The sequence below is a fragment of the Arthrobacter sp. WCS2018Hpa-7 genome (assembly GCF_031843805.1).
Lineage (GTDB): Bacteria > Actinomycetota > Actinomycetes > Actinomycetales > Micrococcaceae > Arthrobacter.
This window is the reverse complement of record NZ_JAVTJB010000021.1, coordinates 1-26772: the sequence shown is the minus strand read 5'-3', so window position 1 is coordinate 26772 and position 26772 is coordinate 1. Positions and strand designations below refer to the sequence as shown.

Below are 26772 nucleotides of genomic sequence, written 5' to 3'. Positions count from 1 at the left end.
CGGACTACGCGAACAGCCCCTCGCCGATGAAGCCACCCTGCCGGACACCCGGAGGCACGGCAAAGAGTCCAGAGCCCGTGTGCTTCAAGTACTCCACGGACAGGGTGTCGCTCTTGGCCAAGGACAGCTGCATGGGGACGTAGTGGGTCCGTGGGTCCTTTACGAACGCGATGAAGAACAACCCGGCGTCCAAATGGCCCAGCCCGTCCGAGCCGTCCGTGAAGTTGTAGCCGCGCCGCAGCATCCTCACGCCGGCATTCTGGTCCGGGTGGGCCAGCCGCATGTGGGAGTCCATGGCGATCAGCGGATCACCGTCGCGGCCCGCCAACGCGAAATCGGGGGTGGTGAATTCGTCCCCGCCTGACAGTGGGGCGCCCACACCCTTGGTCCGGCCGATCAGCCCTTCCTGTTCGCGCAGCGACGTACGGTCCCAAATTTCGATGTGCATCTGAATCCTGCGGGCCACCAGGTAGCTGCCGCCGGTCATCCATTGCTCGCTGGGCCGGGAGTCGGACGGAACCCACACGTGCTCATCAAGCAGCGCTTTGTCTTCGACCTTGAGGTTGTTGGTGCCGTCCTTGAAACCGAAGAGGTTTCGGGGTGTCACCTGCGCGCGCGACGTGGAAGAGGTGCGTCCAAAGCCCAGTTGCGACCACCGAACCCGCACCTTGCCGAAACCGATTCTGGCAAGGTTGCGGATGGCGTGGACAGCAACCTGGGGATCGTCCGCGCACGCCTGGATCACGATGTCGCCACCAGTACGCCCGGGTTGGAGGTCGTCGCCGGGAAAATGCGGGAGATCGATCAAAGCCTCCGGACGCCGGCCATCCAAGCCAAACCGTGCCTTCCCGTCTTTTTCGAACAGCCCCGCACCAAAACCAAACGTCAGGGTCAGTTTTGCCGCGGGAAGGTCCAACGCCTCGCCGGTGTCTTCCGGAGGGGCATCGTACGGTCCGTCGACGGCGCCTGTCCTGCCCGTGGGGTTTCCGGTGGTCATGGCTTCAGCCGCGGCCGTCCAGTCCTTGAGGAGTTTGATGAGTTCCTTGCGGTCCTCAGTGGTGACATCGAAGGCAGCCATGTGCAGGCGGTCCTGGGCCGGGGTAGTGATACCGGCCTGGTGATCGCCGAAGAACGGCACCACGGCCTCGCCGGCACCGGTATCCGCAGCCGCGGCACCTGCCGTCAAAGCGTCATGCCCCAGGAATCCAGCGGCCAATCCAGCCACTGCTCCTGCACCGCCCACTCCAGCCAGCGAGAGCAGGCCGCGACGCGACATACGGGAACTGCCCGCAGCAGCGGAAGCTGCCGAACCGCCGTCGGACGCTTCCCGGGAAGTTACGACGGCGGTCGACTCGCGGGAACGTTCGACGCCGACGGCCTCACCGGGGTGTTCAGCGTCCCCGGGGTTGCCGCCAGCGTGCCCGAAGGGGCAGCCGCTCACAGCACCACGGCTGCGGTGAGCTTGGAGAGGGGCTCACCCAGCGAATCGACCAAGGCCGCGAGCTGCTGGACCTGCTCCTGGCTCAGCTCGTTGTAGTAGACAAAGCCGTCGCCCTTGGCGTGCTTCTTGAGCTCGGATTGCAGGGCCGTGAACTTCTCGTCCAAGGACTTGGCGAGTTCAGCGTCCTTCTGCTCCAGAGCCGGCCTCAAGTTCTCGAAAGCGATGCGGGCGCCGTCAACATTGGCCTGGAAGTCCCAGAGATCGGTGTGGGACCAGATCTCCTCTTCGCCGGTGACCTTGCCGGTAGCAACTTCATCGAGCAGTTCCTTGGCGCCGTTGCCGAGCTTGTCCGGGGTCAGTTCCACCGTGCGGGTGCGGGTGACCAGGTCCTCGGTGTCGGTCACCAGTTGCGTGGAAATGGCGGTGCGCTCGGCGGGGGTCATGGCGGTGTACTCGGCCGGCGGGAAGAGGTCCTTCTCGGCGCGGTGCCAGCCGGTCCACTCCTGGCCGGGCTCAAGGTCTGCCTCGCGGGCATCAAGCTTGGGGTCCAGGTCACCGAAGGATTCGGCTACCGGTTCGATTCTCTCCCAGTGCATGCGGGTGGAAGCGTAGAGGTCGCGGGCCTTGGCTGCGTCACCGGAGGCGAAAGCCTCGGCGAAGGCCTTGGTGCCCACGATCAGCTGCTCGGTCTGGTCCTTGACGTAGGCGGCGTACTGCTGGGATCCGTTGTCCAGGAGCTTCTGGAAGTCGGCATCCACGCTGGGCTTGGTACCGGATTCGGTGACCTCGAAGGAAGCGCGGATACCCTCGCCCTGCATCCCGGGCTTGCACGCCGTGTTGTACTTGCCGGCCGGCGCCGTGACCACCAGGTTGCGGGTGATGCCGGGACCGATGTTCTCCACCTCGCCCAGGATCCGCAGGCCGTCCTCGGCCAGCAGGTAGAACTCGGTGACCTCCGTGCCCTCGTTCTTCACGGCAAAGGTGAGGTTGCCGCTGGGCGCTGTTCCCGTAGACACCTTGCACTCGTTGGCGGTGCTGCTGACCTGGATGGGCCCGTCGGTGGCGCCTGTGGTTTTGGTGTTGTCTGTGCAGCCGGCAAGTACCAAGGGCACAGCTGCGGCCGCGCCGATCACGGCGAGGGTCCGGCGAAGTGTGGGCGATCCGAGCATGAGTGGGTCCTTTATGTTGAGGGTAAGCGGGCTGCCGGAGTGACCCGGAAATCTGGGGTGCTTCAGGCCTGCGTTGCGACAGCCGGGGCTGACGTGTTGGCGGCCTTGGGCGGCGATGAACGGTTGGCCCTGAGATAGAGGAACAGGACCGGGACGACGTAGAGCACCCAGGCCGCCGCTTCCAACCAAGTGGTGGCGGGGGAGAAGTTCAGGGTGCCCTTGAGCAGGGTGCCGTACCAGGACGACGGCGGAATGGCGGCTGAGACGTCGAAGGCCAGGTTGTTCAATCCGGGCAGAATGCCGGCTTCCTGGAGATCGTGGATTCCATAGGCCAGGACGCCGCCGGCAATGATGATCAGGCCCACGCCGGTCCAGGTGAAGAAGCGGCCGAGGTTCACTTTCAGGACACCCCGATGCAGGAGGTATCCCAAGCCGGCTGCCGTGATGAGGCCCAGTAGTGCGCCGAGCAGGGGCAAAGTGGTTTCGCCGGTAGCCTGGGCTGCAGCCCAGATGAACAACGCTGTTTCGAGGCCTTCCCGGCCCACGGCCAGTGCCGCAACTACCACAAGGCCCCAGGCGGCGCCGTCGGCCGCTTTGTCTACCTGCGAGCGGAGTTCACCGCCGAGGCTGCGAGCGGTCCGGGCCATCCAGAAAACCATCCAGGTCACCAAGGCGACGGCCACGATGGACAAGCCGCCACCGATCGCTTCCTGGGCCTCGAACGTGAGGCCGCGTGGGCCAAAGGTCAGCAGCGCGCCGAAGCCAAGCGAAATGGCAATGGCGAGGCCGACGCCCATCCACACCCGGGAGATCAGGTGCCGCCTGCCTGTCTTGATGAGGTAGGCCATCAGGAGCACCACGATCAGTGATGCCTCAAGGCCTTCACGCAGGCCGATCAGGTAATTGGCGGTCATGGATTTTCTTTCGCTAAGGGAGCCGTACTTAGGCTCACCTAAGGATGAAGAATACTGTGACTTGACTATTACGCAAAGTAATCATGTGCTAATGCGCGCGCTCATTACGACAGTCGGTGTACTTTGGGCAGCAAAAAGCCGGCGTACAGGCCCTGGGTGGGGCTGCACGCCGGCTTTTCGGAGGTACCGGGACTAGCTGCGGAAGTTCACGAACTGCAGGTCGGCCTCGTCGAACTTCTTCAGGATGTTCATGGTTTCCTGAAGGTCGTCACGGGACTTGGAGGTCACGCGGAGTTCGTCGCCCTGGATCTGGGACTTGACGGACTTGGGGGCTTCATCGCGGATGATCTTGTTGATCTTCTTGGCGATGTCCTGGGCAATGCCTTCCTTGATGGTGCACTCCAGTCGGAATTCCTTGCCGGAGGGGAAGGGTTCACCCTGGTCCAGGGACTTGAGCGAGATGCCGCGCTTGATCAGCTTGGACTGGAAAACATCCAGGACAGCAAGGACGCGGTCCTCGGAGTTGGCCTTCATGAGGATCTTCTCGCCGCTGAAGTCGATCTCCGCGCCAACGCCCTTGAAGTCGTATCGCTGCGCGATTTCCTTCTGAGACTGGTTCAGTGCGTTGGCGACCTCTTGCTTGTCTACCTTGCTGACGACGTCGAATGTGGATTCGCCTGCCATGACTCTCCTTAGGTTGGGGGCCCTGTGAGGGCGGGTTGGTCTGGCATCCAGCCTAGTACGGAAGGTGCTGCTTGGGGCTGCGGAGCGCATTCACAGTTCGCTCACAGCACATGCAAGGTTGGAACTGAGGCTGCCGGTTGAGAGTTGTACGTGTTGGAAGAACGCATAGTGGAGGATCAGCATGAGCAGCAAGGCCGTCCAGTCCATCAGTAAATCCGCATCTGCAGCAGCGGGCTCCCTTGGCACGGCTGCAGTTGCCGCGGCCAGCGCTGTTGCGGCGGCGGCTGTTGCGGCTTCGATCGTCCTGAGCCCGGTACCCGATGCCACCGCACGCATGGACGGGGTGCACGCCGACCTGCTGCGGGCTGTGCAACTCAACCAGATCACCGCCGAGCAGGCCGAGAAGTTCGAAGCGAAACTCGCCGGCCGGATCCTCGGGGAAGCCTGACCTACCGCGAAATCCCGGGCGTTTTCCCTCGATTAGATTCTTCGCAGAAAGTTCTGTAAGGTTGTCTCTGCCTTCGGTTACCGGATCTAAAAGAAACGGTGTCCGGAAGTGATCTTCTTTTGAAGTTCGGCAGATTACCCGAGCGGCCAAAGGGGGCTGACTGTAAATCAGCTGGCAACGCCTACGGGGGTTCGAATCCCTCATCTGCCACCCAAAGAAAATCCCCGGAACCACTGGTTCCGGGGATTTTTTGTGTGTCCAGCGACCTCTTGTCTGGGAACCTCTTGGCCGGCGGCTTCCCAGTCCAAAGATCCCGGCGTTGTTCGCCGGCGCACCCGTTGTGCGGCCGGTCCTTCGACCGAGCGTGGGTCCGGCCGTGCCGCCACCACCCACTTTGACGCTGGAAGCAGGGAGACGCGCCGTAATCACCGGTGTGTCATGCCATCTGGGCTCGCAATGTCGGTGGTGACGGTACGGGATCCAGCGGGACGCCCCGCCTAAACCTCTCGCTCCCGCCCGAATTCCGTGGTCTGCCTGACCGACGTGGCTTCCCGGAGCTCGGCGATCTCCATCCTCAGGGCCGCGATCTCGGTTACCAGGTCAACCATCTCTGCCCGAACGGGTTCCTCGGCTGCGGCGGCTTTCACTTCGGCTGCCGCTGCCACCCCCTCAGCATTCTCCTCAATCCGTTGAACCAGCCAGGAAGCGATGGATGCTGTGACAATACCGAGCACCGCGATGCCGCTCATCATGAGGGCCGCGGCGACGATCCTGCCGATGGGGGTCACGGGATACAGGTCTCCGTAGCCAACGGTGGTGATGGTGGTGACGGCCCACCAGGCGGCGTCACCGAAATTGAGGATCTTGGCGTCGGGGTCATTCTGTTCGACATCCAGTACGGCCAGTGCGCCGATGAGGATGAGCATCGCGGCTGCACCTGCCACGTAGGTGGCAACCCGCCCGCGCAGGGTTTCGCCCACAGTGCGCTGAAGAACGGACAGCAAAGTGACCAGGCGCAGCAGCCGCAAGGGCCGGAAGAAGGGGAGTACCACGATCAAGAGTTCGTGCAGGTTCCACAGGAACCACCGCATCCTGTCTTCGGCAAGCCAGAGGTTGACGAAGTAGTCCAGTGCGAAGATGCCCCACGTAATCCAGAGGACAATCTCAAATGGCACCGCAGCGGCGCCGTTCACCCGGCCGATGACCTGCCATGCATAGGCAGTGAGGAAAATCAGTGCCGTGGCCATGAGGGGCCATTCCACCAGGTCCCGGTATCGCGCTTGTGTCATAGGGGAATACTAGCCACCGCAGTAGCCTCAGCCCGGACGGGACGAAAGGACGGGCCTCTAGGGGGCGGGCCTGCTCCGTACAGGCTCAGGCGGCGGGAGTCTCCAGCCAGTATCCGTCGAGGTGGTGGATCAGCTGCCTGCCGAGGCCGCCCTTGAGTTGGATCCACAGCGTGCTGCGGTCCTCGGTCATGCCGTCGATGGTTCCCTCGATGCGGTTGCCGCGGGCGTCCTGGAGGACGACGTTCTGGTGGCGTGAAAGTTCGGGCCAGACCTGGCCCTGTGGCCTGGTGGTTTGCAGCGTGCTCAAAGGGTCCCCCTTGTATGGTCATTCAACAGACGAGTTTCAGATATTCTGCATGGCTTTGATGAACCGGCGGTAAACGTTAGTGCAAACGTTGGACATAAAGCACGTCATGGACTACCGGTCTGTCCATCATGCGGTCCCCGCCTTTCGCGTGAAGTTACCGGCGGGTAACATTGTGGGCATGCATCTGCTTCTTCGCACCCTCATGCTGCTCTTCACCTCCTCCAAGCGCTCGCCGCTGGGAGTCTGGGAAGAGTCCTCCCTGCCCCTGAAAGTCCTGCCGACGGACATTGACATTGCCATGCACGTCAACAACGGCATGTACTTTTCGCTGATGGACCTTGGCCGCTTCGACCTCATGGTCCGCAGTGGCATTTGGGCCAAGATGCGCCAAAAAGGGTGGAGTCCGGTGGCTGCCGGCGAAACCATCGCTTTCCGCAAGTCCCTGCAACTATGGCAGCGCTACACCATTGAAACCCGCATCATCGGCCTGGATACCAAGGCCATCTACTTTGAACAGCGGATGGTGGTGGACGGCGAAATCTACGCCCGCGCCCACATTGCCACGCGGCTGGTGGCCAAGGGCAAACCCGTCACCCAGGAGGAAATCATCGCGGAGTTCGGCGCGCCTCCAGCAGGCCTTGAACTGCCCGAATGGATCCATGAGTGGCGCGAGAACAATGCACTGCCCGGAGCACGTCGCCCCGCCCCGCACGTCTGGAGCTAGACACCCACATCGCGGTGCCGCAAGGCCACGGCACCGAGTGCAATAAGGGCGGACGAGACAGCGAAGAGCCCGGCGACAGCTCCCCAGTCGGCGCCATTGGCCACCGGGGAGTTGCCGTAGGCCCAGTGGTAGGGCGAAAGGTTCAGCAACCACTCAACGTCGGGACTTTGCCGCCCCACAGCGTTGAAGACATACCCGAGGACAGCGACGGCGGCCCCCGCGGCAACCGCGTACATCTTCCGGCCGGTCATTGCTCCCGCGCAGAGGGCCGCAGTTCCGCTGAGCAGGGCAAGAGCGGCGAACAGCAGCACTGCTCCGGCGAGATGTCCGACGTCGATGCCCAGTTGCGCAGGCCCGTTCAGTCCCCGCACCAACAGGAAGACGAGGACGGAAAGGAACGCGATCCGAACCAGGATGGCGAGGGCGCGTTCCAGCACCACCTGCACGCGGGTGACGCTATGGGCGAGAGTCAGCTCCAGCAACCCCGATTCTTCGTCTCCTCCGACAGCCGCGGCGCCCCAGCCGATGGAGGCCATGGACATGAGCAGAAAACCAATCAGGCCGAACATGGTGGCTTGGGTGTAGCCGGGGCCGGACGCGATCTGATCGTAATTCAGGGCTTTGGTCATCTCGGCGGGAAGCGCGTTGATCAGGTCCTGCATCTGCGCGCTGCCGCCGATAGAGGGGTAGAGCGGCAGGTACAGCATGCACGCCGCGGTCAGGCCCAACGCCCAAGCCAGCGTGGAGCGCCAGGAGTCGGTCATGGCCTTGGTGAAGAGGGGCAGGATCCTAGGCACGGTGCGCTCCTTCCGTACGACGGGGCGAGGCTGTCGCGTTGTCGGCGGAACCCGCCGAACCGGCAGCGCCCGTATCAGCAGCGCCCGTATCAGCAGCGGGTTCGGTGCCGGCGCCCCCGGTGTACAAGGTCAGCACGGCCTCTTCGAGGTCTGGTTCTTCAAGGACGAGGTCCGTCAGGTTCAGTCGCGCCAACTCCTGGACCAAGGGCTGGACGTGCCCGGAAAGCGTCGCCGTGGCCACCACTGTCCCGGCGGCGTGGCCGTCGGCAGGGAGCTCCCGCACCGCGACGTTGGCGACGCCAGGCACCCGGGCCAGCAGCGCCCCGACGTCGTTCGCTTCAGCTCCGGTGCTGTTGAAACGGAGCTGCCGGACGGCCGCCATCCTCAGGGCCTCCACAGTGGACACGGTGACGATTTCGCCGTCGCGGAGGATGGCGAGGGCGTCGGCTGCTTGTTGGACTTCACTGAGGACGTGGGAGCTGAGGAACACCGTGGCACCTGCGGCCACTGCCTCGCGGACCATGGCATGAAAAACCTGTTGTACCAAGGGGTCAAGGCCGCTGGTTGGTTCGTCCAGCACCAGGAGTTCGGGTTGGTGCATGAAGGCCTGCAGCAAACCCAGCTTCTGTTTGTTGCCTTTGGAGAGTTTCCGGGTTTGGCGGTCCAGGTCCAGGTTCAGGCGGTCTGCGAGGTCGTTGACGTGGTGAGGGTCCACGGGGCCACTGATGGCGGCAAAGTGCTCCAGTGTGCGGCGGCCGGTGGTGCGGTTCTCCAGGTGCAGCTCGCCGGGGAGGTATCCGATCCTGCGGCGGAGGGAAGTGCCCGCGCTGCGGGGATTTTGTCCGAGCACCGAGATGGAACCCGCACTGGGCCGGATGATGTCCAGCAGGCAGCGCATGGTGGTGGTCTTGCCGGCACCGTTGGGCCCGATGACGCCGAATACCGTTCCGGCTTCCACCGCAAATTCCAGTCCGTGCAGGACCTCGCGGTGACCGAACTTCTTGCGCAACCCCTCGACGACGATTGCCTGGGTCACGGGGCATGCTCCCTTCCGTGGTTGATGGTGTCTTGCTGCAAAGCGTCGCGGGCCGCGTCAAGGAACCGCGAATCCGTATAGAAGCCGTGGGTATAGATCTCCAGTGCCGGCAGCGTGAGTTGTCGCAGCACCTCGGGTCCGATTCCGTGGGGCTCAGGAGTGACTGCGCCCAGCGTCCTTGAGAGATGCCGGCCCAGCATGAGGATGGATAGGCTGTTGGAGGCAATCACGACGGCGGTGGATCGGACGTCGTCGAACTTCCGGATGGTGCCCGCCGCGATGCCGGCGCTGATGCTGTCCTCCGTTTGCCGCACGACAGCATCAAAGAAGGCATCGCCGGTGTCGGATTCGTCAGCCAGTGATTGGCGGATGTAGGCGATCTCTTGGGCGTATTGCTCCGGGTCGTTCAGATAGTCCTGGATCAGCTGGCGTGTTGATCCTGGGTTGGTCTTTTCGAGGCCCTGGCTGGCGGTTTGGGCGAGGACGTGCTGGTCGCAGGCGGTGCGAAGGCCTTCTTTGCTGCCGAAATGGTGGATGACCAGGCCCGGGCTGACTCCGGCCAGCGTGGCGACTGCCCGGACCGTGGCGCGGGTGAATCCATCGCGGCCGAACAGTCCGATGGCAGCGTCGCGGATGCGGGCCCGGGTGGTGAGATCCTCTGCGCTTGAACGCATGTTTCAAACACTAAACACCTGTTCAATGCCTATCAAGTAGCTGGGACATAACGATGTGACACCATTGGCTGGGTCGCCGGTGTTGAGAGTGCCGGCGTCGCGGATACTTGCCTCAGAGTTTTGATGGGGCAGCAGGTGGGGGTTGGCGAAGTGGGCTTTAACAAGACGGCACTGGGGCCGGTGCGGCGTTGGTTTCTGGGCACGGCAGCGTTAGCGCTGTTGGTTCCTGGCGCGCTGGGCGCGGCACTTCCCGCGCAAGCTTCAGTCCCGCTGTCCGTCCAGTCGCAGACCTCGACGCCGCCCGTCACCGGTGCGATCGGCAACCTCTACAACACCAGTGCGTGGGCACGAAGCGTGCTGCTCCGCCCCACCAGTGCCGAGGAATGTTCCGGCAGCGGGAGCACCAGCGGTTGCGTGCAGCGGTTTGCCGGCGGCGACATTGCCTGGTCCGCACGCACAGGAGCGCGCGTGGTGGTCAACGGACCGGTCCGCACATCATGGTGGGCCGTGGGCGGTCCTTCCGGTTTTCACGGCTATCCAAAAACCGATACCACCACCGGGCTCCGCAACGGAGGGTCCAAGCAGACGTACGAACGCGGAGCCATCACGTACTCGCCGGGAACGGGAGCGCAGCGGACCAGCGGTTCCATCCATCTGGCTTGGGGCCGTGCCGGCTTCGAAGCCGGCTACCTTGGGTACCCGGTGACCGGGGAAAGTACGGGACTGCGCGACGGCGGCGCCTGGCAGGCTTTTGAACGAGGCTTTGTGGTGTGGTCGCCTGCCACCGGGGCGCATCCGTCCATGGGCGCCATCCGTGAACGTTGGCGGAAAGCCGGTATGGAAGAAGGCGAGCTGGGGTACCCTGCCACGGATGAGGCCCTGGGCCTGAAGAATGGCGGCTCATCCCAGCAGTACCAGCGCGGAACCATTACCTGGTCACCGGCCACCGGTGCGCGGGCTTTGACCGGTGCCATCCGGAGCTACTGGTCCTCCACGGGAGGCCAAAACGGTGCCCTCGGATATCCGGTGGGTGAGGAAGTCCGGCAAAACGGGTTTGTCTACCAACTCTTCCAGGGCGGCACGGTCTACTGGTCCGCGGCGACGGGGGCGCATTCCACCACCCACGGCGATGTCCACAACCGCTACAACTCGCTGGGCGGAGCGGCCGGGCAGTTGGGGCTCCCGCTCACGGACAAGCTTCCGCGTGCCGGCGGACTCGTGCAGCAGTTCGTCAACGGCTGGCTGGTGTGGGGGCCGTCCACCGGTACACGGATCGTTGGACACCCCACCTACAAAGTGTGGTCCGCCAACCCTGGCGAGTTCGGCTGGCCGGTTCGCGATACCTGGACGGACACCAGGGGAACCCACGTGTCCTTCCAGAAGCTGGAAACCATCTGGAACGACGCTACGGAGGAGCTCTACTCGGCCGAGGCCGTTGACGCTTCCACCGTGGTTTTCCTGGGTGACTCCCAACTGGACCTGGATTCCTGGGGCGAGCAAGGTGCCCGCGGGGCCGGGTACCCGCGCCAAGTAGTCCGGAGCATTGGTGGGCTCGGCTACGTTTCCGGGAGTCCCGCCGTCGGGGGTGGCTCCGCGACCGATGCGCTGGCGCAGGACCGGATCCTCCTGCCGCAGGGCAACCCCGGCCTGGTGGTGGTAACACTGGGCGGCAATGACGCCAGGATCGGCGCCACGGATGCAGCCATCCTGTCCCAGGCCAACCGGCTGTGGGACGAACTCCGGCGCAAGTACCCCCGCAGCACCATTCTGGTCAATGGCGTGCTGTCACGGTATGACTCCAACCACGTCCAACGCCGGTGGGTGGATGGCCTCGTGACCCGTGAAGCTGCACTTCGCGGTTGGCCGCGGATTTCCATGGCCGGCACGGCGACCATTGCGGGAGCCACCGGCAACTACCTCGACGACACCCACATGAACCAGACCGGCCACAACAAAGTGGCGCCGCTCTATGCGTCCGCACTGAAGCTGGTGTTGGGCAAGTAGGGGAAACCGTGCTTTATTCCCGGTAACGCGGGAAGCGAACAGGGCGCTACTCCGCGGGACTTAGGGGGCAGGGTCGCGTACCGTGGAACCATGGCTACAGTTGACATCACTGGAGAACAGTTCGCATCGACCATCGAGGACAACGACATTGTCCTGGTGGATTTCTGGGCCGCCTGGTGCGGCCCGTGCCGCCAGTTTGCCCCCACGTACGGGGCAGCTTCGGACAAGCACGCCGACGTCGTTTTCGCGAAGGTAGACACCGAGGCCGAGCAGCAACTGGCCGCCGAAGCCGGGATCACGTCCATCCCCACGCTCATGGCTTTCCGCGAAAAGGTCCTGGTCTTCTCGCAGCCCGGCGCACTCAACGGCCAGCAGCTTGAGCAGGTCATTGAAGCCGTAAAGGGCCTGGACATGGAAGAGGTCCACGCGCACGTCGCCAAAGCACGTGCCGAGGCCCAGGAAAACTAAGAACGAGCGGCGGTGTGAAACATTGAAACCGCCGGAAACGCACCGAGGTCGCCGGAAATTTCCGGCGACCTCGGTGCTTTAAGGCGTTCCCGCAGATTTGCGGCGATCAGAGCCGTTCGAGCTTGACGGGCTCAGCCAGCAAGGCGCTGAGGGACTCGTTCAGGTCCTGGACGGCGATGCCCTTGGAGTGCTTCTCGAGGAGTTCCTCAGATTCCCAGCGCTCCGTGAGGACGAGTTTTTCCTCGGTGGCCTCGGTCAGTTCATAGCGGATGCAGCCGGGCTCGTTCACGACCTCGTCGATGGCGATTTCCAAGGCGAGCTTCACGCGGAAGAATTCGCCGTCGTTGGGGATGAACGTGGCCTGCAGGTCAATGGGTGCACTCATGGATCCAACCCTACCGGCAGGACACGGCCCCGCTGGAGGTGGTTACGGTTCTGTTGCGCCCCGTCCCTTGGTAGCGTTCCGTCATGTTGTCCTACACTGCCGGTGACACTGACGTCCCGCTGCTCGAAGAGACCATCGGCGCTAATTTTGAGCGCATCGCCGCGCAATTCCCCTTGCGGGACGCCCTGATTGAAGCGGCCGCGACGCCCGGCGGTGACGCCCGCCGCTGGAGCTACGAAAAACTGAACGACGACGTCAATCGCCTCGCCCGCGCACTGCTCGCTATCGGTGTGGCCAAGGGCGAACGGATCGGCATCTGGAGCCCCAACTGCGCCGAGTGGACCATCCTGCAGTACGCAACAGCCAAGGTCGGCGCGGTCCTGGTCAACGTAAACCCTGCCTACAGGAGCCACGAGCTGGAGTTCGTGGTGCAGCAGAACGGCATGCGGATGCTGGTGGCTGCGCCTTCGGACAAGAACAGCGACTACGTGGGTATGGCCCGGAATGCGGCAGGAAGTTGTCCGGAACTCCGGGAGATCGTCTTCCTCCCGGGAGACCCTGCTCTCGGGCTGATCGTGGGCGAACCGGAAGCCAGCTACGAACTCACCTACGCCGAGCTCCTGACCCGGGCTGACGGCGTCGGGCCTTCCGCGGTTCAGGACCGGATGGCCGAACTGGACCCTCACGACGCCATCAACCTGCAGTACACCTCGGGCACTACGGGCTTTCCCAAGGGCGCGACGCTGACGCACCACAACATCCTCAACAACGGACACTCAATAGGCCGGCTCCTGAACTACAGCGAACGCGACCGCGTGGTGATTCCGGTGCCGTTCTACCACTGCTTCGGCATGGTGATCGGGAACCTGAACGCGCTCAGTTTCGGTGCGGCCACCATCATCCCCAGCCGCGGATTCAGTCCGTCTGCGGCGTTGGAAGCGGTGCAGGATTTCGGCGGGACGTCGCTGTACGGGGTGCCCACCATGTTCATTGCGGAACTGGCCTTGGAAGACTTTGACTCCTACGACCTCTCGACGCTGCGCACCGGCGTGATGGCCGGCTCGGTGTGTCCCGTGGAAGTGATGCGCAGGGTCATCGAGGAGATGCACATGGTGGACGTCGCCATTTGTTATGGCATGACCGAGACCTCGCCTGTGTCCACCATGACCCGCGCTGGGGACACCCTTGAACACCGGACCAGCACGGTGGGGCGGACCATGCCGCACCTGGAGAGCCGCATTGTGGACGCCGGTTCGGCAGAGGTGGTGGAGCGGGGCGTGATCGGCGAGCTGTGCACCCGGGGCTATGCGGTGATGAGCGGCTATTGGGGGCAGCCGGACAAGACTGCCGAAGCGATGGACGCCGAGGGATGGATGCACACCGGCGACCTCGCCCGCATGGAAGAGGACGGATACCTGGTGATCGAAGGCCGGATCAAGGACATGGTGATCCGTGGCGGCGAGAACATCTACCCGCGTGAAATCGAGGAATTCCTGTACCTTCATCCCTCCATCCAGGACGTGCAGGTGATCGGCGTTCCGGATGACAAGTACGGTGAGGAACTCATGGCTTGCATCATCCTCAAACCCGGTGCTGCGGCCCTGACCGCCGGGGACTTGGCCGAGTACTGCCGTGGGAAGCTGGCGCACTACAAGATTCCCCGCTACGTGGATGTACGCGACAGCTTCCCCATGACGGTTTCCGGCAAAGTACGGAAGGTGGACATGCGGCAGGAAGCGGTGTCCCGACTGCAGCTGTAAAAGGCGCTGGCGCCCGCGCCCCTGGGGCGGGGCAGCGGCCTAGTTGGTGTTCCGGCTGATGGTCCGTATTCCCACGGCAAGTCCGACGCCGGCAGTCACCACAGCGGCCACGAGTCCCCAGAACGTGTCCATACCTATGGTCCCGGAGAAGAGTTCGCGTTCGGCGTTGACGAGGTAGGTCAAGGGGTTGAACAGGCTGGCCACCTTCATCCACCCGGGGCCTGCCTCGATGGGGAGCATGATCCCGGACAGGATCATGAGCGGGAACAGCAGGGTTTGCTGGACGCCCCAGAAGATCCATTCCTTGTTTTGCGAAACCAAGGCCAAGGCGTAGGACAACGCGCCGAGTCCGATGCCGAAAATGCCCAGGATCACCAACCCCAGCAGCACATGCAGGGGGTGGAACACGAAGCCAAACGGAATGCACACCACGGAGATGAGCAGGCCCTGCACCACCAAGGGAGCCCACTCCTTCAGGGCCCGGCCGATCATGAGCGAGGACCGGGACAGTGGGGTGGCCAGGATCCGTTCATAGGAGCCGGTCATCAGCTCATACTGCAGGTTGGACCCGGTCATGGAGGTACCGAACAGGGCGATCATCACCACCACGCCCGGCAGGAACCACTGGAGGGTGGACTGGCCGCCGAAGGCCGGGGCACCTACGGCCGCACCCAGGAGCGGACCGAAGAGACCCAGGAAAACCAGCGGTTGGATGAGGGAGAAAATCAGCGAGAACGGATCCCTCAGGGGCAGCAGCATCTCCCGCCAGAACACGAACCAGGTGTCCGTCACGATGCTTCCGGCACCTCGTTTTTGCACGGCAACTCCTGGCGCCACGGCTTGTTCAATCATCAGACTTCAGCTCCTTCCCGCAGGCTGCGGCCAGTGAGTTCCAGGAAAACGTCGTCCAGCGTTGGTGGTTTCAACTCCAGCGACTGGGCGGGAGCACCGGCGTCATGCATGTCCTTCAACAACCCGGGCGCCAGCCGGGAACCGTGAGCCAGCCGAAGGCGGAAGCGGACCACGCCGTCGTACGCATTTTCCTGGATGTCGCCCTCGGCGGCGGCCCGGCCCAACAGGCCGCGGACTTCAGACGCGGAACCGGCCGCAACTTCCACGGCCATCAGGTCTCCGGCCAGGTTCGCCTTGAGCCGGGAAGCGGTATCGTCCGCGATGATGGTGCCGTGGTCGATCACGATCACGCGCTCCGACATCGAATCGGCTTCGTCCATGTAATGCGTGGTGAGCACGATGGTGGTCCCGTGTTCCTCGCGCATCCGCATGATGTGCTCCCACAGATTGGCTCGGTTCTGTGGGTCCATTCCGGTGGACGGCTCATCAAGGAACAGCAACCCGGGGGAGTGCATCAATCCCAACGCAACGTCCATGCGGCGGCGTTGGCCGCCCGAGAGCTTGATGACGGTGCGTTTGGCGAGGTCGGCCAGGTCCAAGGATGCCATGAGGGTTTCGGCGCGTGCCTTGGCATCGGTGGTGTTCATTCCGTAGAAGCGGCCCTGCATGATGAGTTCGTCGATCACGCGGTAGCTGTGGCCGCCGCCGTTGCCCTGGCCGATGTAGCCGATCCGAGCCCGAACGCCGGCAGGGTCCTTGGCGACGTCCACGCCCGCAACGGTGGCCGACCCGGAGGTGGGCTTCAGCAGGGTGGTGAGCATGCGCAAGGTGGTGGATTTGCCGGCCCCGTTGGGACCAAGGAAGGCGACCAGTTCTCCCGGCCCGACGTCAATGTCCACGCCCTTGACGGCCTCTACGGTTTCCTTCTTCACGGTGAACGTCTTGGTGAGTTTTTTGGTGTGGATCACGGTGGCTCCAAGGAGGGCTGGTGATGGCTCGTAGACGTCACGCTATACCCGCGCCTTCGGCCAGTCCACGACTCTGCGGACAGCTCCCGTCCGCAATGAAAAGTCAGTGCCGGCGATGATCCTGAACGGTCATCCGTGGCCCGAAAGTGGGTTTGCGGAAGCCGCTCACATAGAGCATCCTGACCAGCCGCTGCCTCTGCCCGCGCCACGGTTCCAGCAGTTCCAGCATGCCGGCGTCATCCGTTGTCTGCCCCGTCAGGGCGTAGCCCACGTACGAGGCCAAGTGGTAGTCGCCCACGGAAATCGAGTCCGGGCAGCCGTGCGTCCGTTGGACCACCTCGGACGCCGTCCAGATCCCGATCCCCGGGATGGTTTGCATCCGGGCGCTCGCCTGCGCTGGGTCCAGGCCGGCAAGCCGTTCAAGCGCGACGGCGGACTGCAGCGCCCGCATCACCGTCGCCGAGCGCTGTGGTCCAACCCCGGCTTTGTGCCACTCCCACGACGGGATGGCCAGCCATTCCCTGGCGGTAGGAGGAACCAACAGCCCCGTGGGGGCCCTACCCGGGGCGGGTGTTCCGTAGCGGTACATCAAGTACCGGTACCCTCGACGTGCCTCCAAGGTGGTGACCTTTTGCTCCAAAATGGTGGGCACCAGGGAGTCAACCACGCGCCCGGTGGAGGGCAGCCGCAGGGCCAGGTTCCGGCGTCGTGCTTCTGTGACACGCCGCGGGAGCGTGGCATGGAAAGCGGGCTCGTCGAAGGCCGACCAATCGTCATGGGCGCCCAGCAAGCGCGGCACTCCAGCGATTCCGTCCTGGGCCCCGGGCCCCCAAGCCTGGGCGTCCACAAACGAATCAGCGCCCAAACCGCCTGCGGAAAGCCTCACCGTGACCGGACCCGAAGCTGCGGTGAAGGCCATCCAGGAACCGTTGGTGTGGCTGGCGAACGACGGATCGGCGTTGCCGCGCATCAGCGGAAACATGGTCTGGTCCAAGCGGAAGGAACCGCCCGGATGCCACCTGACGGCTGCGTCTGCCGCGGCCGCAACAACGGGCGGGGCGTCTGCGATGGTCATGTTTTCATGGTCCCACGTCCGGCTGACAATCTGCTGGCCGAACCCCTTACGGCAGCGGCCGCCCGGGTCTAGACTCCCTGATGTGGCGTGGGTGGGCCGCGCCACATCCCAGGAACAAGGAGCGCGAATCGTGGCCGCAACAGTGCATTTCGAGATTCCTACGGACGACAAAGACCGTGCCAACACCTTCTACGAAAGCGCCTTCGGCTGGAACCTCAGCCCCATGCAAGGGATGGACTACACCATTGCCATCACGGCACCCTCCGACGAACAGACCGGCACGCCGAAGGAGCCCGGAGCCATCAACGGGGCCCTGTTCCCGCGGACGGACGCGCTGAAGACACCCATCCTCACTCTGGATGTGGAGGACATCGATGCTGCCCTCGCGCAGGTGGAGTCCGCTGGTGGCAGCGTGGTCCAGGCCAAGGACGCCGTCCCCACCATGGGCTGGTATGCCTATTTCAAGGACACTGAGGGCAACGTCCTGGGTGTGTGGCAGACCGACACCTCCGCCGGCACGTAGCCAGATGGCCGAAGCAAGCCCCGCACGTGGCAGGCGGTAACTTTGTACCTATGAAGTACGCCCAGTCCGTCTTGGACCTCATCGGCAATACGCCGCTCATCAAGCTCAACCACGTCACGGAGGGCATCAAAGCCACCGTTTTGGTGAAGCTCGAATATGTTAATCCCGGCGGATCCATCAAGGACCGGATCGCCGTGAAGATGATCGAGGATGCCGAAAAGGACGGCCGGCTCCAGCCGGGCGGAACCATCGTAGAGCCGACGTCGGGCAACACCGGAGTGGGTTTGGCGCTGGTAGCCCAGCAAAAGGGCTACAAGTGCATCTTCGTTGTGCCGGACAAGGTGGGCGAGGACAAGCGTGCCGTCCTGCAGGCGTACGGAGCCGAGGTAGTGGTTACACCCACGTCCGTGGCCCCTGACAGCCCGCAAAGCTACTACGGCGTTTCGGACCGCCTCGTCAGCGAAATCCCGGGTGCCTTCAAGCCGGACCAGTTCTCCAACCCCGCCGCCCCCGGCAGCCACTACGAGTCCACAGGCCCGGAAATCTGGCAGGACACCGACGGCCGGGTCACGCACGTGGTCATCGGCGCCGGAACAGGCGGCACCATCACCGGCACCGGCCGCTTCCTCAAGGAAGTCTCCGCGGACCGTGCAGAGTCCGACGGCGGCCGGGTCAAGATCATCGGCGCGGACCCGGAAGGTTCGGTGTACTCAGGCGGCACCGGCCGGCCCTACTTCGTGGAAGGAGTGGGTGAGGACATGTGGCCCGGCAACTACGACCCCTCCGTTCCGGATGCCGTCCTTGCCGTCTCCGATGCCGACTCTTTCTCCATGACACGCCGCCTTGCCCGCGAGGAGGGCCTCCTGGTGGGCGGCTCGTCCGGAATGGCCGTGGTGGCTGCACTGCAGGCTGCCAAGGACCTGGATGAGTCAGCTGTAGTGGTGGTGATCCTCCCGGATTCCGGCCGCGGCTACCTGGCCAAGATCTTCAACGACCAGTGGATGCGCTCTTACGGCTTCCTCTCCGGCGGTGAAGAGTCCTCCGTGGGTGAGGTCCTCAAGTCCAAGACAGGCGAGATGCCGGACCTGGTCCACATCCACCCCAACGAGACCGTCCGCGATGTCATCAACATCATGAACGAATTCGGCGTCTCCCACATCCCGGTCCTCTCACAGGAACCACCCGTAGTGATGGGCGAGGTCATGGGAGCCGTGGATGAGCGAAGCCTTACCAGCAAACTGTTCCGTGGCGAAGCGAAGCTGACGGACATGATCTCCGAGCACATGGGGGAGCGCCTCCCCGTGATCGGCTCGCTGGAAACCATTTCTGCCGCGCGCGAGCTGCTGTCCGACGTCGATACCGTCATGGTGACCTTCGTGGGCGCCCCGGTAGGTATCCTGACGCGCCACGACCTTCTGGCGTACCTGAGCAACTAGGCGCCGGCGCCGGTCCAACCCCGGCCCCTGTCCAATCGTCCAACGACCCAAGAGGAGCTTCCATGTCTGCCACCAACAACGCCGGGTTCAACACGCGCGCCGTCCACGCCGGACAGGCCTTCGAACCCCGGACCGGTGCTGTGGTGCCGCCGCTGCACTTCAGCTCCACCTACGCCCAGGACGGTATCGGCAACCTGCGGTCCGGGTACGAGTACGGTCGTGGCGGCAACCCGACCCGCGACGCCCTCCAGGAGCAGCTGGCCGCCCTCGAAGGTGGTACCGCAGCGTTTTCCTTCGGTTCGGGCCTGGCTGCCGAGGACTCGCTGATCCGTGCGATCGCCCGCCCCGGTGACCATATCGTCCTTGGCAATGACGCCTACGGTGGCACCTACCGCCTGATCAACCGGGTCCTGGGCGACTGGGGTATCGGCAACACTCCCGTGGACATGTCGGACCTCGACGCCGTGGCAGCAGCCGTCGCCGCGAACAACACCAGGATCGTCTGGGTGGAGACGCCGTCCAACCCGATGATGAAGATCACCGACATTGAGGCCCTCGCCGCTGTAGCGCACGACGCCGGTGCCCTCCTGGTGGTGGACAACACCTTCGCGTCTCCCTACTTGCAGACCCCGCTCGCCTTGGGCGCTGACGTGGTGGTCCACTCCACCACCAAGTACATCGGCGGCCACTCCGACGTTGTGGGTGGCGCGATCGTGGTCAAGGACGATGAGCTGGCAGAGAAGATCGGCTTCATCCAGTTCGCGGTGGGCGCGGTTTCCGGTCCCATGGATGCTTTCCTCACCACCCGCGGACTGAAGACACTCGGCGTTCGTATGGACCGTCACAGCGACAACGGCCAGGCAGTGGCTGAATGGCTGCTGCAGCGTCCCGAGGTGGAAGCGGTGCTCTACCCGGGCCTCCCGGACCACCCCGGACACGAGCTTGCAGCGAAGCAGATGAAGAAGTTCGGCGGCATGGTCTCCGTGCAGTTCAAGGGTGGCGAGTCTGCGGCACGCACGGTCGCCGAATCCACGTCGGTGTTCACGCTGGCGGAATCCCTGGGGGGCATCGAGTCCCTGATGAACTACCCGTCGGAGATGACCCACGCCTCCGTGAAGGGCACCGAACTGGCGGTTCCGGTCAACCTCCTGCGCCTTTCCTGCGGGATCGAGGAAGCCGAGGACCTGATCGCCGACCTTGAGCAGGCCTTTGCCAAGATCAGTAACGGCTGACACTGTGGCTTCTCCTTCACACACGGTGGCTTCCACCACGCAGCGGGGCTGGATTCTCACCGTGGCGGGTGCGCTGACCCTCGCCGTGGCGGTGTGGTTCCTCTACACGGACTACGAGCCGGCACTGAACGACTTTGAGGTCTACTTCTACGGCGGTGGCAAAGTCCTGGAAGGCGGCGATCTCTACGCTGTTCGGGAGGGCCTGCCGTTTACCTACCCGCCGTTCGCCGCGCTCCTCTTTACGGGCTTGGCGGCCATGGGCTTCTTCGCCAGCAGCCTGGTGTTCATCCTCGCTGCCTTGGTGGGTGCAGGAGTGGTTGCTGCATGGCTGGCACGGCACTACTTCGGCTTGACGGGCTGGCGCTCAGCGTTTGCCGATTACCGGTTCCGGACCACAGCCTTGGTGGGAGCAGGGGCCATCCTGTTGCTCGGGCCTTGGCGGGATACCTTCGTCTTCGGGCAGATCAACATCATCCTGATGGGCGTCATCCTGGCTGACTTCGCCCTGTATGGGAAAGTCCGTGCAGGCGAAATCCGTTGGCCGGCAGGCCTCCTGATTGGCTTGGCTGCCGGGGTGAAGCTCACGCCGCTGGCGTTTGGTTTGTACTTCCTGGTGCGCCGCGACTTCAAAGCCCTCGGTTGGATGGCTGCAGGCTTCTTCGGATCCATTGCGTTTGCCTGGGCTGTGCTGCCGCAGGCTTCCATGGACTTCTGGACCAAGATCCTGCCCGACACCGGCCGTATTGGCGGACCGGCGTACGTTGACAACCTCTCCCTCAAGGGCCTGCTGCTGCATTTCGGTATGCCGGACTCTTCCCTCACCAATGTGGTGTGGATGGTTCTGTCCCTGGGGCTGGTGGTCCTGGCGGGGCTCATCATTAAGTGGGCCGTGGAAGCTGACGAGAACTTCATCGCAGTATCGGCCAGTGCCATCCTGATGCTCTTGATCAGTCCGGTCTCCTGGTCCCACCACTGGGTGTGGGTCGCCGTCGCGCTCCCCAGCATGGCCTTCGCCATGCACCGGGTACCTTCACGTTCCGGCCGGATGCGCACCGCCGGATGGGTGATCGTCGCCTGTTCCACCGTCGCCTTCTTCATGACTCCGAAGAACCTTGCAGTCTGGGCCGGCGCGGCCGAGTGGGGCAAGGACCCGCAGACCCAATGGCAGCTCATGATTTCCAGCCTTGGCGTGGTGTGCGGGATTGCCATGCTGGTCTACTGGGCCGTGGCATACCATCCCTCCCGGACCCGGAAATAGCCCGCGGGCCCTCCACGAACCGATGAATCCAGCCCTTGTCCGCCCTCCTCACCGCTTTACGGTGGGTGGGGCGGACAAGGGCCGGATCTCCATAAGCGCCTAGCCTGAAATACCCTCCCGGCCGTCCTCCTCACGTCCGGTCAAGCGCCTCCTGAACGACTCATCATCGGCCGAGGTGAGCTGGAGATCGTACCAACCTTCCAGGGTGTCCCAGCCAATCTTCCTGGTGTGCCCGGCCTTCAGCTTCACGGTCTGGTTGTTCTCTGCGTACTGCAGGGACTCCAGCTGCACGGTCACTGTTGCCGTGCCGTTGTTGCGCACTTCCAGTTCCACGGACTTCCTGCCGCGGCGCCCTGTCACGGTGACGTCGACGCCGGACGCGGCACCCGTCGTCGTGCCTTGCAGTTCGTACTGGTACCGGTTGGGGCCGGTGACGACGACGTCGAAAGCGCCGGAGTTGACGGGGAAGTCCACCTTCTGGCTTCCGAGCACGTCCACGTGACGGGGTTCGGTGACCTCGCCGGCGTAGCCGTACACCGTGAAGTGGGTGGGCCGGGTTCCCTTGTTCGTCAGGGTCAGCGTCAGCGCGCCGGCACCTGTGCCGGACTGTACTGTGCCGGACTGTACTGCGGCCGAAACCTGCGGCCGGTAGGGGAGCGGGCGGGCCGGGCGGCTGCCGGTTTCCTGGATCGGGGCCACCTGCACGGCCGGGGGATTCGGGCGCCAGCGGCTGATCTTGGCCGGCACTGCACCCGGGTGGTCAAGGACGGGCGGCGTGCCCGGGGAGGTGAAGTTGAAGACGCCGGTCAGGTCACCGCAGACTTCGCGGCGCCACGGGGAAATATTCGGTTCCTCAACGCCGGTCCAGCGCTCCAGGAAGCGCAGCACGGAGGTGTGGTCGAACACTTCCGAGCTGACGTAACCGCCCACTGTCCAAGGTGAAACGACCGTCATGGGCACACGCGGTCCGAGGCCGATGGGCCTGGCGGTGGTCCAGTCGGTGGACTCGCCCGACGCCGGACGCGGCTGGACGGGCGGCGGGACGTGGTCGAAGTAGCCATCGTTTTCGTCGAAGTTCAGGAAAATCGCCGTGCTGTCCCACGTGTCCGGGTTGCTGGCCACTGTATCCAGCAAGCGGTACACGAAGTTCGCGCTGCCCACCGGTGTTGAGGCCCCAGGGTGCTCGGAATCGGCCGCTGACGGCACAAGCCAGCTGACCTGCGGCAAGGTACCGCCGGTGATGTCTGTGCTGAGGCGTTCAAGGAGGGTGTCCGGACGGCCGCGCCACATGGCTTTGTCGAACAGTGCCCGTTCGGTTTCTGTGAGGGCGGCACGGCCCTGCTCCAATTGGGCAAGGAGACGGTCCTGCTCAGCGGGTGTTTTGCCCTGAAGGTGGTCGTAGAACTCTTCGGTGGTGCGGAGGTTTCCTTCCACGGAAGCAAGCATCTTGCGGCCGATCGCCTTGAACGTGGTGAAGTACTCCACGGCGTTGTCCGTGAAGTTGTCCCAGTCCTGATAGATCTTCCAGGAAACGCCCGACTCTTCCAGTCGCTCAGGGTAGGTGGTCCAGTCGTAGCCGCCGTGGTCGTAGCCGTACGCCGCGTTGGTGACGGCACGCTTGGTGCTGGCGGGCTCGTTGCCCGTGGTGCCGCTCCAGAGATAGTTGCGGTTGGGATTGGTGGAGCCATTGACAGAGCAGTGGTAGGCGTCGCAGATGGTGAAAGTGTCCGCGAGTTCGTATTGCAGGGGAATGTCCTGGCGCTCGTAGAACGTCATGGTGGAAGCGCTCTTGGCGGGGATCCACTGATCGCACCAGCCGCTGCTCCAGGCCGTGGTGGTGCCATTGAAGGAGTGGTCCAGATCGCCCAGGTACTGGATGTCGGTGCCGGGCCTCCCCGCGAGCTCGGCTGCCTTGCGCAGGGAGAACGGCAGCACGGTTTCGCCCGTGGCACGCGGCTGCTCGAACATGGATTTGCCGCTTCGGAGGCGGGCGACGGCTTTGTCTCCGTAGCCGCGGACACCACGCAGTGATCCGAAGTAGTGGTCGAAGGAGCGGTTTTCCTGCATCAGCACAATCACGTGCTTGATGGACTGCAGGCTTCCCGGCGGGACAGGTTTGGCCATGGCGGCCTGTACCGATGGCGGCAGGAGGGACCCGGTGGCCGCAAGCGCCGTCGCTGCAGCTGCCGTGCCGAGGAAGCCTCGGCGGGAGAGGCCCGCCGCTTCGGTTGAACGATTAACCATTTCAGGGGAATTCGAGGACATTCAGGGGTGCCTTTCGTGGTCAGAGGTGACCGGGTAAGCCTAAGCAGCCCGGATGAACCCCGGGTGAAACAGGGGCAAACCGGCGGGGCGTGTCGCGCAGATCACACTCCAGCAGCTCAGCCCACGCCTAGTTGAGGGCTATCACCAGCATCTGGCTGGTACCCGGGATGCAGGTCTGCAATACGGCCTTGGGGAAGCCGCCGAAAACTGCCGCGACGTCACTGGTGGTACCGCCCAGAGGTACCTGTCCCCGCGCATGCACCGTGTACGTTCCAAAGCCTGCCAGTGTGACTCTTTGACCAACGTCGATGCCGGAGAACCGGTCCCATCCACCGCAGTAGTCGTGCTCAGTGATGAACACCGCGAAGGCATCGGTGGGGGTGTAGTGGACCGGACCGATGCACGCATCCACCAGTTCCTGGCCGCCCGATCCGGCAACGTCTATGGTCCATTCGCCGCGGCTGCCGGGCAGGTGAAGAACCGACTCGTTGCCGGGCGTGGGCTGCCCAGCCAGAGGATTCACGACGGCGGGTGCCGCCTGGCGCTGGAAGGTTACGGCGTCGGGGCCAAGAGCCAACCCGGAAGGCCGTACCGGGCTCCAAGGTGCTCCTTGACCGGAGAGTGGCGGTGTCATGGCGATGGCTGCGATCATGGCGCCGGCCAGCACCAAGGCCTTCACGGTACCGACCGGCTCTGCCCTGCGGGACCAGGGAGGTGCCTTATGGGGCCGGAACAGCGTCCTGCGGGACCGGAGGGCAGGGCCTGGCTGGGGAGTGGTGTGCGGTTGTGGTTCGCCCTGCAGAGTCATGGGAACTCCAAGCGGGAGTGGATCCGCTGTGACAGCCGGAACGGATATTCAGGAATCCCCAGACACTTTCGATTGTAGGAACTCCCGGGCCGATATGAACCGGGTGCGGATACTCGTCTTTCCGGCGTGCACTACTTGGTTGCCCCGTCATGAAAGCATGACGCCGTAGCTTTCTTTAGAAAAGTCAGCTACTTTGACCCCATGCCTCTTCGCTCTGACTGGTCCGCCCGCACGTGCAGCCTGGCCCGTGGCCTCGACGTCCTTGGCGATCCATGGGGGAGCCTGGTTCTCCGCGAAATCTTCTTCGGCAACGGCCGGTACGAGGCCATTAAGCAGCGCCTGGAGGTTGCGGACAACGTCCTGAGCAAACGGCTTGGCTGGCTGGTGGAGGCAGGACTGCTGACCCAGCGCCCCTATCACGACGGCACCCGCACCCGGCAGGAATACGTCCTCACCCCCAGCGGCGAGGATGCGCTGCCCGTCTTGAACGCCATCATCATTTGGGCCGAGAAGAACTTGGACGCACCCACCGAGGTGTCCCACATGAAGGTGGTCCACACAGACTGCGGTCAAGCCACATCTTCAGCCGATACCTGCATTCACTGCGGCACCAACCTGACCGCAGCCAACACCAGCTGGCACAGCTTTACGCGCAGCGAGCATCCGCTGCCACTGGCCGTCGCGCCGGAAACCCGCATCCCTGCTTCCCCTGAAACGGAGATCCCCGCATGACCCCGCCCGAAAAGACAGTCCAGGCCAAGCCAGCGGGTGCTCCCACCGGCAAGCGCCGACGACTCCACCCCGCCTGGATCGTGGCAGCCGTGGCATTCCTTGCTTTGGTGGGGGCAGCCGGCTTCCGTGCGGCACCCGGCGTGCTCATGGTCCCGCTTCAGAAGGAGTTCGGCTGGTCAACCACGGTGTTGTCGCTTGCCGTCAGCATCAACCTGGTCCTGTTTGGACTGACGGCGCCGTTCGCGGCAGCGCTCATGGAACGCTTCGGCATCCGCAAGGTCACGTCACTGGCGCTGTGCCTGATCGGCCTTGGCTCGGCCCTCACCGTGTTCGTGAACCAGTCCTGGCAGATCCTGCTGACCTGGGGACTGCTGATCGGTCTGGGCACAGGCTCCATGGCCCTCGTGTTCGCAGCCACCATCGCCAACACCTGGTTCGCCAAAAGCCGTGGACTGGTGATCGGGATACTGACCGCCGGCAGCGCCGCCGGGCAGCTGGTGTTCCTTCCCTTCATCGCCGCCCTCGCCCAGAACCCGGGGTGGCGCGGGGCCTCGCTCCTCATCGCCGCCGGTGCGCTCGCCGTGGTCCCGCTGGTGCTGCGCTGGCTGCGAAACTCACCCGCCGACGTCGGGGTCTTGCCGTACGGCGCCGAGGAACCCGTCGCGCGGGAACCCCGTGCGCCCGAGGCTGACACTCAAGCAGCCGACGCCGGGTCAACCACGACGCCGGACCGCACGCCTGCCGCTGGGGTCGCGTCGACCGTGACGGCGACGGGGGATTCCGCCAATGCGGCTGTCCGTGCCCTGCAGGTCCTCAAACGGGCCAGCAAAGTCCGCACCTTCTGGGCTTTGGCGGCGGGCTTCGCGATCTGTGGAGCAACCACCAATGGGCTGATCGGCACGCACTTTATTCCCTCGGCGCATGATCACGGCATGCCCGAGACCACAGCGGCGGGCTTGTTGGCCGTCGTCGGGATTTTCGACATCGTGGGGACCATTGCTTCCGGCTGGCTGACTGACCGTTTCAACCCCAAGGTCTTGCTGGCGGTGTACTACCAATTCCGGGGGATCGGATTGCTGGTGCTGCCGTTGCTGCTGGGTTCGTCCGTGGAGCCGAGCATGATCATCTTCGTGGTGGTCTACGGGCTCGACTGGGTAGCCACCGTGCCTCCCACCGCCGCGATTTGCCGGTCAGTGTTCGGCGCGGACGGTTCCGTAGTGTTCGGCTGGGTCTTCGCGGCGCACCAGCTCGGAGCCGCAGTGGCAGCACTCCTGGCCGGATTCATCCGGGATGCCACCGGTCATTACAACTACGCATGGCTGGGTGCGGCTGCCATGTGCACGGTGGCTGCGGTCATCAGTGCCACCATCCGCAAGGACGCCGTGAAGAAGGAACCTGTGGCGGTTGCCTGACACTGCATTCCTGAAAGTTGTGGGGCCCGCTCTGCGTGCCAACCCGACCGGGAAGGACGCAAAACAGGCCCCACAACGTGGGGTTGAGCCTGTTGTGGGGCCCGCTCTGCG

Annotated in this window: 26 protein-coding genes and 1 tRNA gene; 12 read left to right on the top strand and 15 right to left on the bottom strand. The window is 64.1% G+C overall.

Features of this window, described 5'->3' with window-relative positions; genetic code table 11:
- Positions 1-4: 4 nt before the first annotated feature.
- The 4 genes from efeB to RQH14_RS18685 form a co-directional block, all read right to left on the bottom strand.
- On the bottom strand, positions 5-1441 hold the full coding sequence (efeB, locus tag RQH14_RS18700; protein ID WP_311214632.1) for an iron uptake transporter deferrochelatase/peroxidase subunit: 1437 nt from the start codon (positions 1439-1441) through the stop codon (positions 5-7).
- Entirely contained in the window at positions 1438-2610 is a 1173-nt protein-coding gene (efeO, locus tag RQH14_RS18695; protein WP_311214631.1) for an iron uptake system protein EfeO, read from the bottom strand. Before efeO ends, efeB begins: the two co-directional genes overlap by 4 nt.
- A gap of 62 nt (positions 2611-2672) precedes the next feature.
- Positions 2673-3524, bottom strand: a complete 852-nt coding sequence (efeU, locus tag RQH14_RS18690; RefSeq protein ID WP_311214630.1) for an iron uptake transporter permease EfeU — start codon at positions 3522-3524, stop codon at positions 2673-2675.
- Positions 3525-3716: 192 nt separating this feature from the next.
- Positions 3717-4208 (bottom strand): YajQ family cyclic di-GMP-binding protein, encoded by a 492-nt coding sequence (locus RQH14_RS18685; RefSeq protein WP_311214629.1) that lies wholly within the window; start codon positions 4206-4208, stop codon positions 3717-3719.
- Between the two features lie 181 nt (positions 4209-4389).
- Between RQH14_RS18685 and RQH14_RS18680 the strand changes: the two genes are divergently transcribed.
- Positions 4390-4656: a hypothetical protein gene (locus RQH14_RS18680; protein ID WP_172322794.1), complete on the top strand. Its 267-nt coding sequence runs from the start codon at positions 4390-4392 to the stop codon at positions 4654-4656.
- A gap of 128 nt (positions 4657-4784) precedes the next feature.
- Positions 4785-4866: transfer RNA gene (locus tag RQH14_RS18675), tRNA-Tyr, on the top strand.
- 287 nt (positions 4867-5153) lie between these two features.
- Here RQH14_RS18675 and RQH14_RS18670 read toward each other — a convergent pair.
- Positions 5154-5945 carry an ion channel gene (locus RQH14_RS18670; protein ID WP_311214628.1) on the bottom strand — a complete coding sequence of 264 codons (792 nt, stop codon included), beginning with the start codon at positions 5943-5945 and terminating at the stop codon, positions 5154-5156.
- Between the two features lie 85 nt (positions 5946-6030).
- Positions 6031-6252, bottom strand: a complete 222-nt coding sequence (locus RQH14_RS18665) for a hypothetical protein (RefSeq protein WP_089595880.1) — start codon at positions 6250-6252, stop codon at positions 6031-6033.
- 178 nt (positions 6253-6430) lie between these two features.
- Between RQH14_RS18665 and RQH14_RS18660 the strand changes: the two genes are divergently transcribed.
- Complete coding sequence (locus RQH14_RS18660) at positions 6431-6976, top strand: acyl-CoA thioesterase (protein WP_311214627.1); 546 nt, start codon at positions 6431-6433, stop codon at positions 6974-6976.
- On the opposite strand, the gene RQH14_RS18655 is transcribed toward RQH14_RS18660, so the two are convergent.
- The 3 genes from RQH14_RS18655 to RQH14_RS18645 are packed head-to-tail and all read right to left on the bottom strand — an operon-like array spanning position 6973 to position 9483.
- Positions 6973-7773: an ABC transporter permease subunit gene (locus tag RQH14_RS18655; protein WP_311214626.1), complete on the bottom strand. Its 801-nt coding sequence runs from the start codon at positions 7771-7773 to the stop codon at positions 6973-6975. The genes RQH14_RS18660 and RQH14_RS18655 overlap by 4 nt on opposite strands.
- Positions 7766-8809, bottom strand: a complete 1044-nt coding sequence (locus RQH14_RS18650) for an ABC transporter ATP-binding protein (RefSeq protein ID WP_311214625.1) — start codon at positions 8807-8809, stop codon at positions 7766-7768. Before RQH14_RS18650 ends, RQH14_RS18655 begins: the two co-directional genes overlap by 8 nt.
- Positions 8806-9483, bottom strand: coding sequence for a TetR family transcriptional regulator (locus RQH14_RS18645; RefSeq protein WP_311214624.1), 678 nt, complete (start codon positions 9481-9483; stop codon positions 8806-8808). The genes RQH14_RS18650 and RQH14_RS18645 overlap by 4 nt, the downstream gene beginning before the upstream one ends.
- 123 nt (positions 9484-9606) lie before the next feature.
- Here RQH14_RS18645 and RQH14_RS18640 point away from each other — a divergent pair, with 123 nt between their 5' ends.
- Positions 9607-11487: a GDSL-type esterase/lipase family protein gene (locus tag RQH14_RS18640; RefSeq protein WP_311214623.1), complete on the top strand. Its 1881-nt coding sequence runs from the start codon at positions 9607-9609 to the stop codon at positions 11485-11487.
- A gap of 90 nt (positions 11488-11577) precedes the next feature.
- Positions 11578-11955, top strand: a complete 378-nt coding sequence (locus RQH14_RS18635; RefSeq protein WP_089595875.1) for a co-chaperone YbbN — start codon at positions 11578-11580, stop codon at positions 11953-11955.
- Positions 11956-12061: 106 nt separating this feature from the next.
- Here the strand turns inward: RQH14_RS18635 and RQH14_RS18630 are convergent, their stop codons facing one another.
- Complete coding sequence (locus tag RQH14_RS18630; protein ID WP_062073318.1) at positions 12062-12340, bottom strand: putative quinol monooxygenase; 279 nt, start codon at positions 12338-12340, stop codon at positions 12062-12064.
- A gap of 83 nt (positions 12341-12423) precedes the next feature.
- On the opposite strand from RQH14_RS18630, the gene RQH14_RS18625 reads away from it, so the two are divergent.
- The gene (locus RQH14_RS18625; RefSeq protein WP_311214622.1) at positions 12424-14100 is read left to right on the top strand and encodes an AMP-binding protein; all 1677 of its coding nucleotides are present in this window, start codon (positions 12424-12426) and stop codon (positions 14098-14100) included.
- Between the two features lie 39 nt (positions 14101-14139).
- Here the strand turns inward: RQH14_RS18625 and RQH14_RS18620 are convergent, their stop codons facing one another.
- The 3 genes from RQH14_RS18620 to RQH14_RS18610 all read right to left on the bottom strand — a co-directional run bounded on the left by RQH14_RS18620 (position 14140) and on the right by RQH14_RS18610 (position 16995).
- A complete protein-coding gene (locus RQH14_RS18620; RefSeq protein ID WP_311214621.1) occupies positions 14140-14952 on the bottom strand; it encodes an ABC transporter permease in 813 nt (270 codons plus the stop codon).
- Positions 14952-15920, bottom strand: coding sequence for an ATP-binding cassette domain-containing protein (locus tag RQH14_RS18615; protein ID WP_089595872.1), 969 nt, complete (start codon positions 15918-15920; stop codon positions 14952-14954). Before RQH14_RS18615 ends, RQH14_RS18620 begins: the two co-directional genes overlap by 1 nt.
- 103 nt (positions 15921-16023) lie before the next feature.
- Positions 16024-16995, bottom strand: coding sequence for a 3-methyladenine DNA glycosylase (locus RQH14_RS18610; protein ID WP_311214620.1), 972 nt, complete (start codon positions 16993-16995; stop codon positions 16024-16026).
- Positions 16996-17125: 130 nt separating this feature from the next.
- Here RQH14_RS18610 and RQH14_RS18605 point away from each other — a divergent pair, with 130 nt between their 5' ends.
- The 4 genes from RQH14_RS18605 to RQH14_RS18590 all read left to right on the top strand — a co-directional run bounded on the left by RQH14_RS18605 (position 17126) and on the right by RQH14_RS18590 (position 21444).
- Positions 17126-17518: a VOC family protein gene (locus RQH14_RS18605; protein ID WP_311214619.1), complete on the top strand. Its 393-nt coding sequence runs from the start codon at positions 17126-17128 to the stop codon at positions 17516-17518.
- 50 nt (positions 17519-17568) lie between these two features.
- Positions 17569-18954, top strand: coding sequence for a cystathionine beta-synthase (locus tag RQH14_RS18600; protein WP_311214618.1), 1386 nt, complete (start codon positions 17569-17571; stop codon positions 18952-18954).
- 62 nt (positions 18955-19016) lie between these two features.
- Positions 19017-20186, top strand: a complete 1170-nt coding sequence (locus RQH14_RS18595; protein WP_311214617.1) for a cystathionine gamma-synthase — start codon at positions 19017-19019, stop codon at positions 20184-20186.
- A gap of 4 nt (positions 20187-20190) precedes the next feature.
- Positions 20191-21444, top strand: coding sequence for a glycosyltransferase 87 family protein (locus tag RQH14_RS18590; RefSeq protein WP_311214616.1), 1254 nt, complete (start codon positions 20191-20193; stop codon positions 21442-21444).
- A 99-nt stretch (positions 21445-21543) separates the two neighbouring features.
- On the opposite strand, the gene RQH14_RS18585 is transcribed toward RQH14_RS18590, so the two are convergent.
- Both RQH14_RS18585 and RQH14_RS23170 read right to left on the bottom strand, forming a co-directional pair.
- Positions 21544-23709 (bottom strand): phosphocholine-specific phospholipase C, encoded by a 2166-nt coding sequence (locus tag RQH14_RS18585; RefSeq protein ID WP_311214615.1) that lies wholly within the window; start codon positions 23707-23709, stop codon positions 21544-21546.
- 127 nt (positions 23710-23836) lie between these two features.
- Positions 23837-24517: a hypothetical protein gene (locus RQH14_RS23170; RefSeq protein WP_396136330.1), complete on the bottom strand. Its 681-nt coding sequence runs from the start codon at positions 24515-24517 to the stop codon at positions 23837-23839.
- A 201-nt stretch (positions 24518-24718) separates the two neighbouring features.
- Between RQH14_RS23170 and RQH14_RS18575 the strand changes: the two genes are divergently transcribed.
- Positions 24719-25249 carry a helix-turn-helix domain-containing protein gene (locus RQH14_RS18575; RefSeq protein ID WP_311214614.1) on the top strand — a complete coding sequence of 177 codons (531 nt, stop codon included), beginning with the start codon at positions 24719-24721 and terminating at the stop codon, positions 25247-25249.
- Positions 25246-26661, top strand: a complete 1416-nt coding sequence (locus tag RQH14_RS18570; protein WP_311214613.1) for an MFS transporter — start codon at positions 25246-25248, stop codon at positions 26659-26661. Before RQH14_RS18575 ends, RQH14_RS18570 begins: the two co-directional genes overlap by 4 nt.
- The last annotated feature ends 111 nt before the right edge of the window (positions 26662-26772 follow it).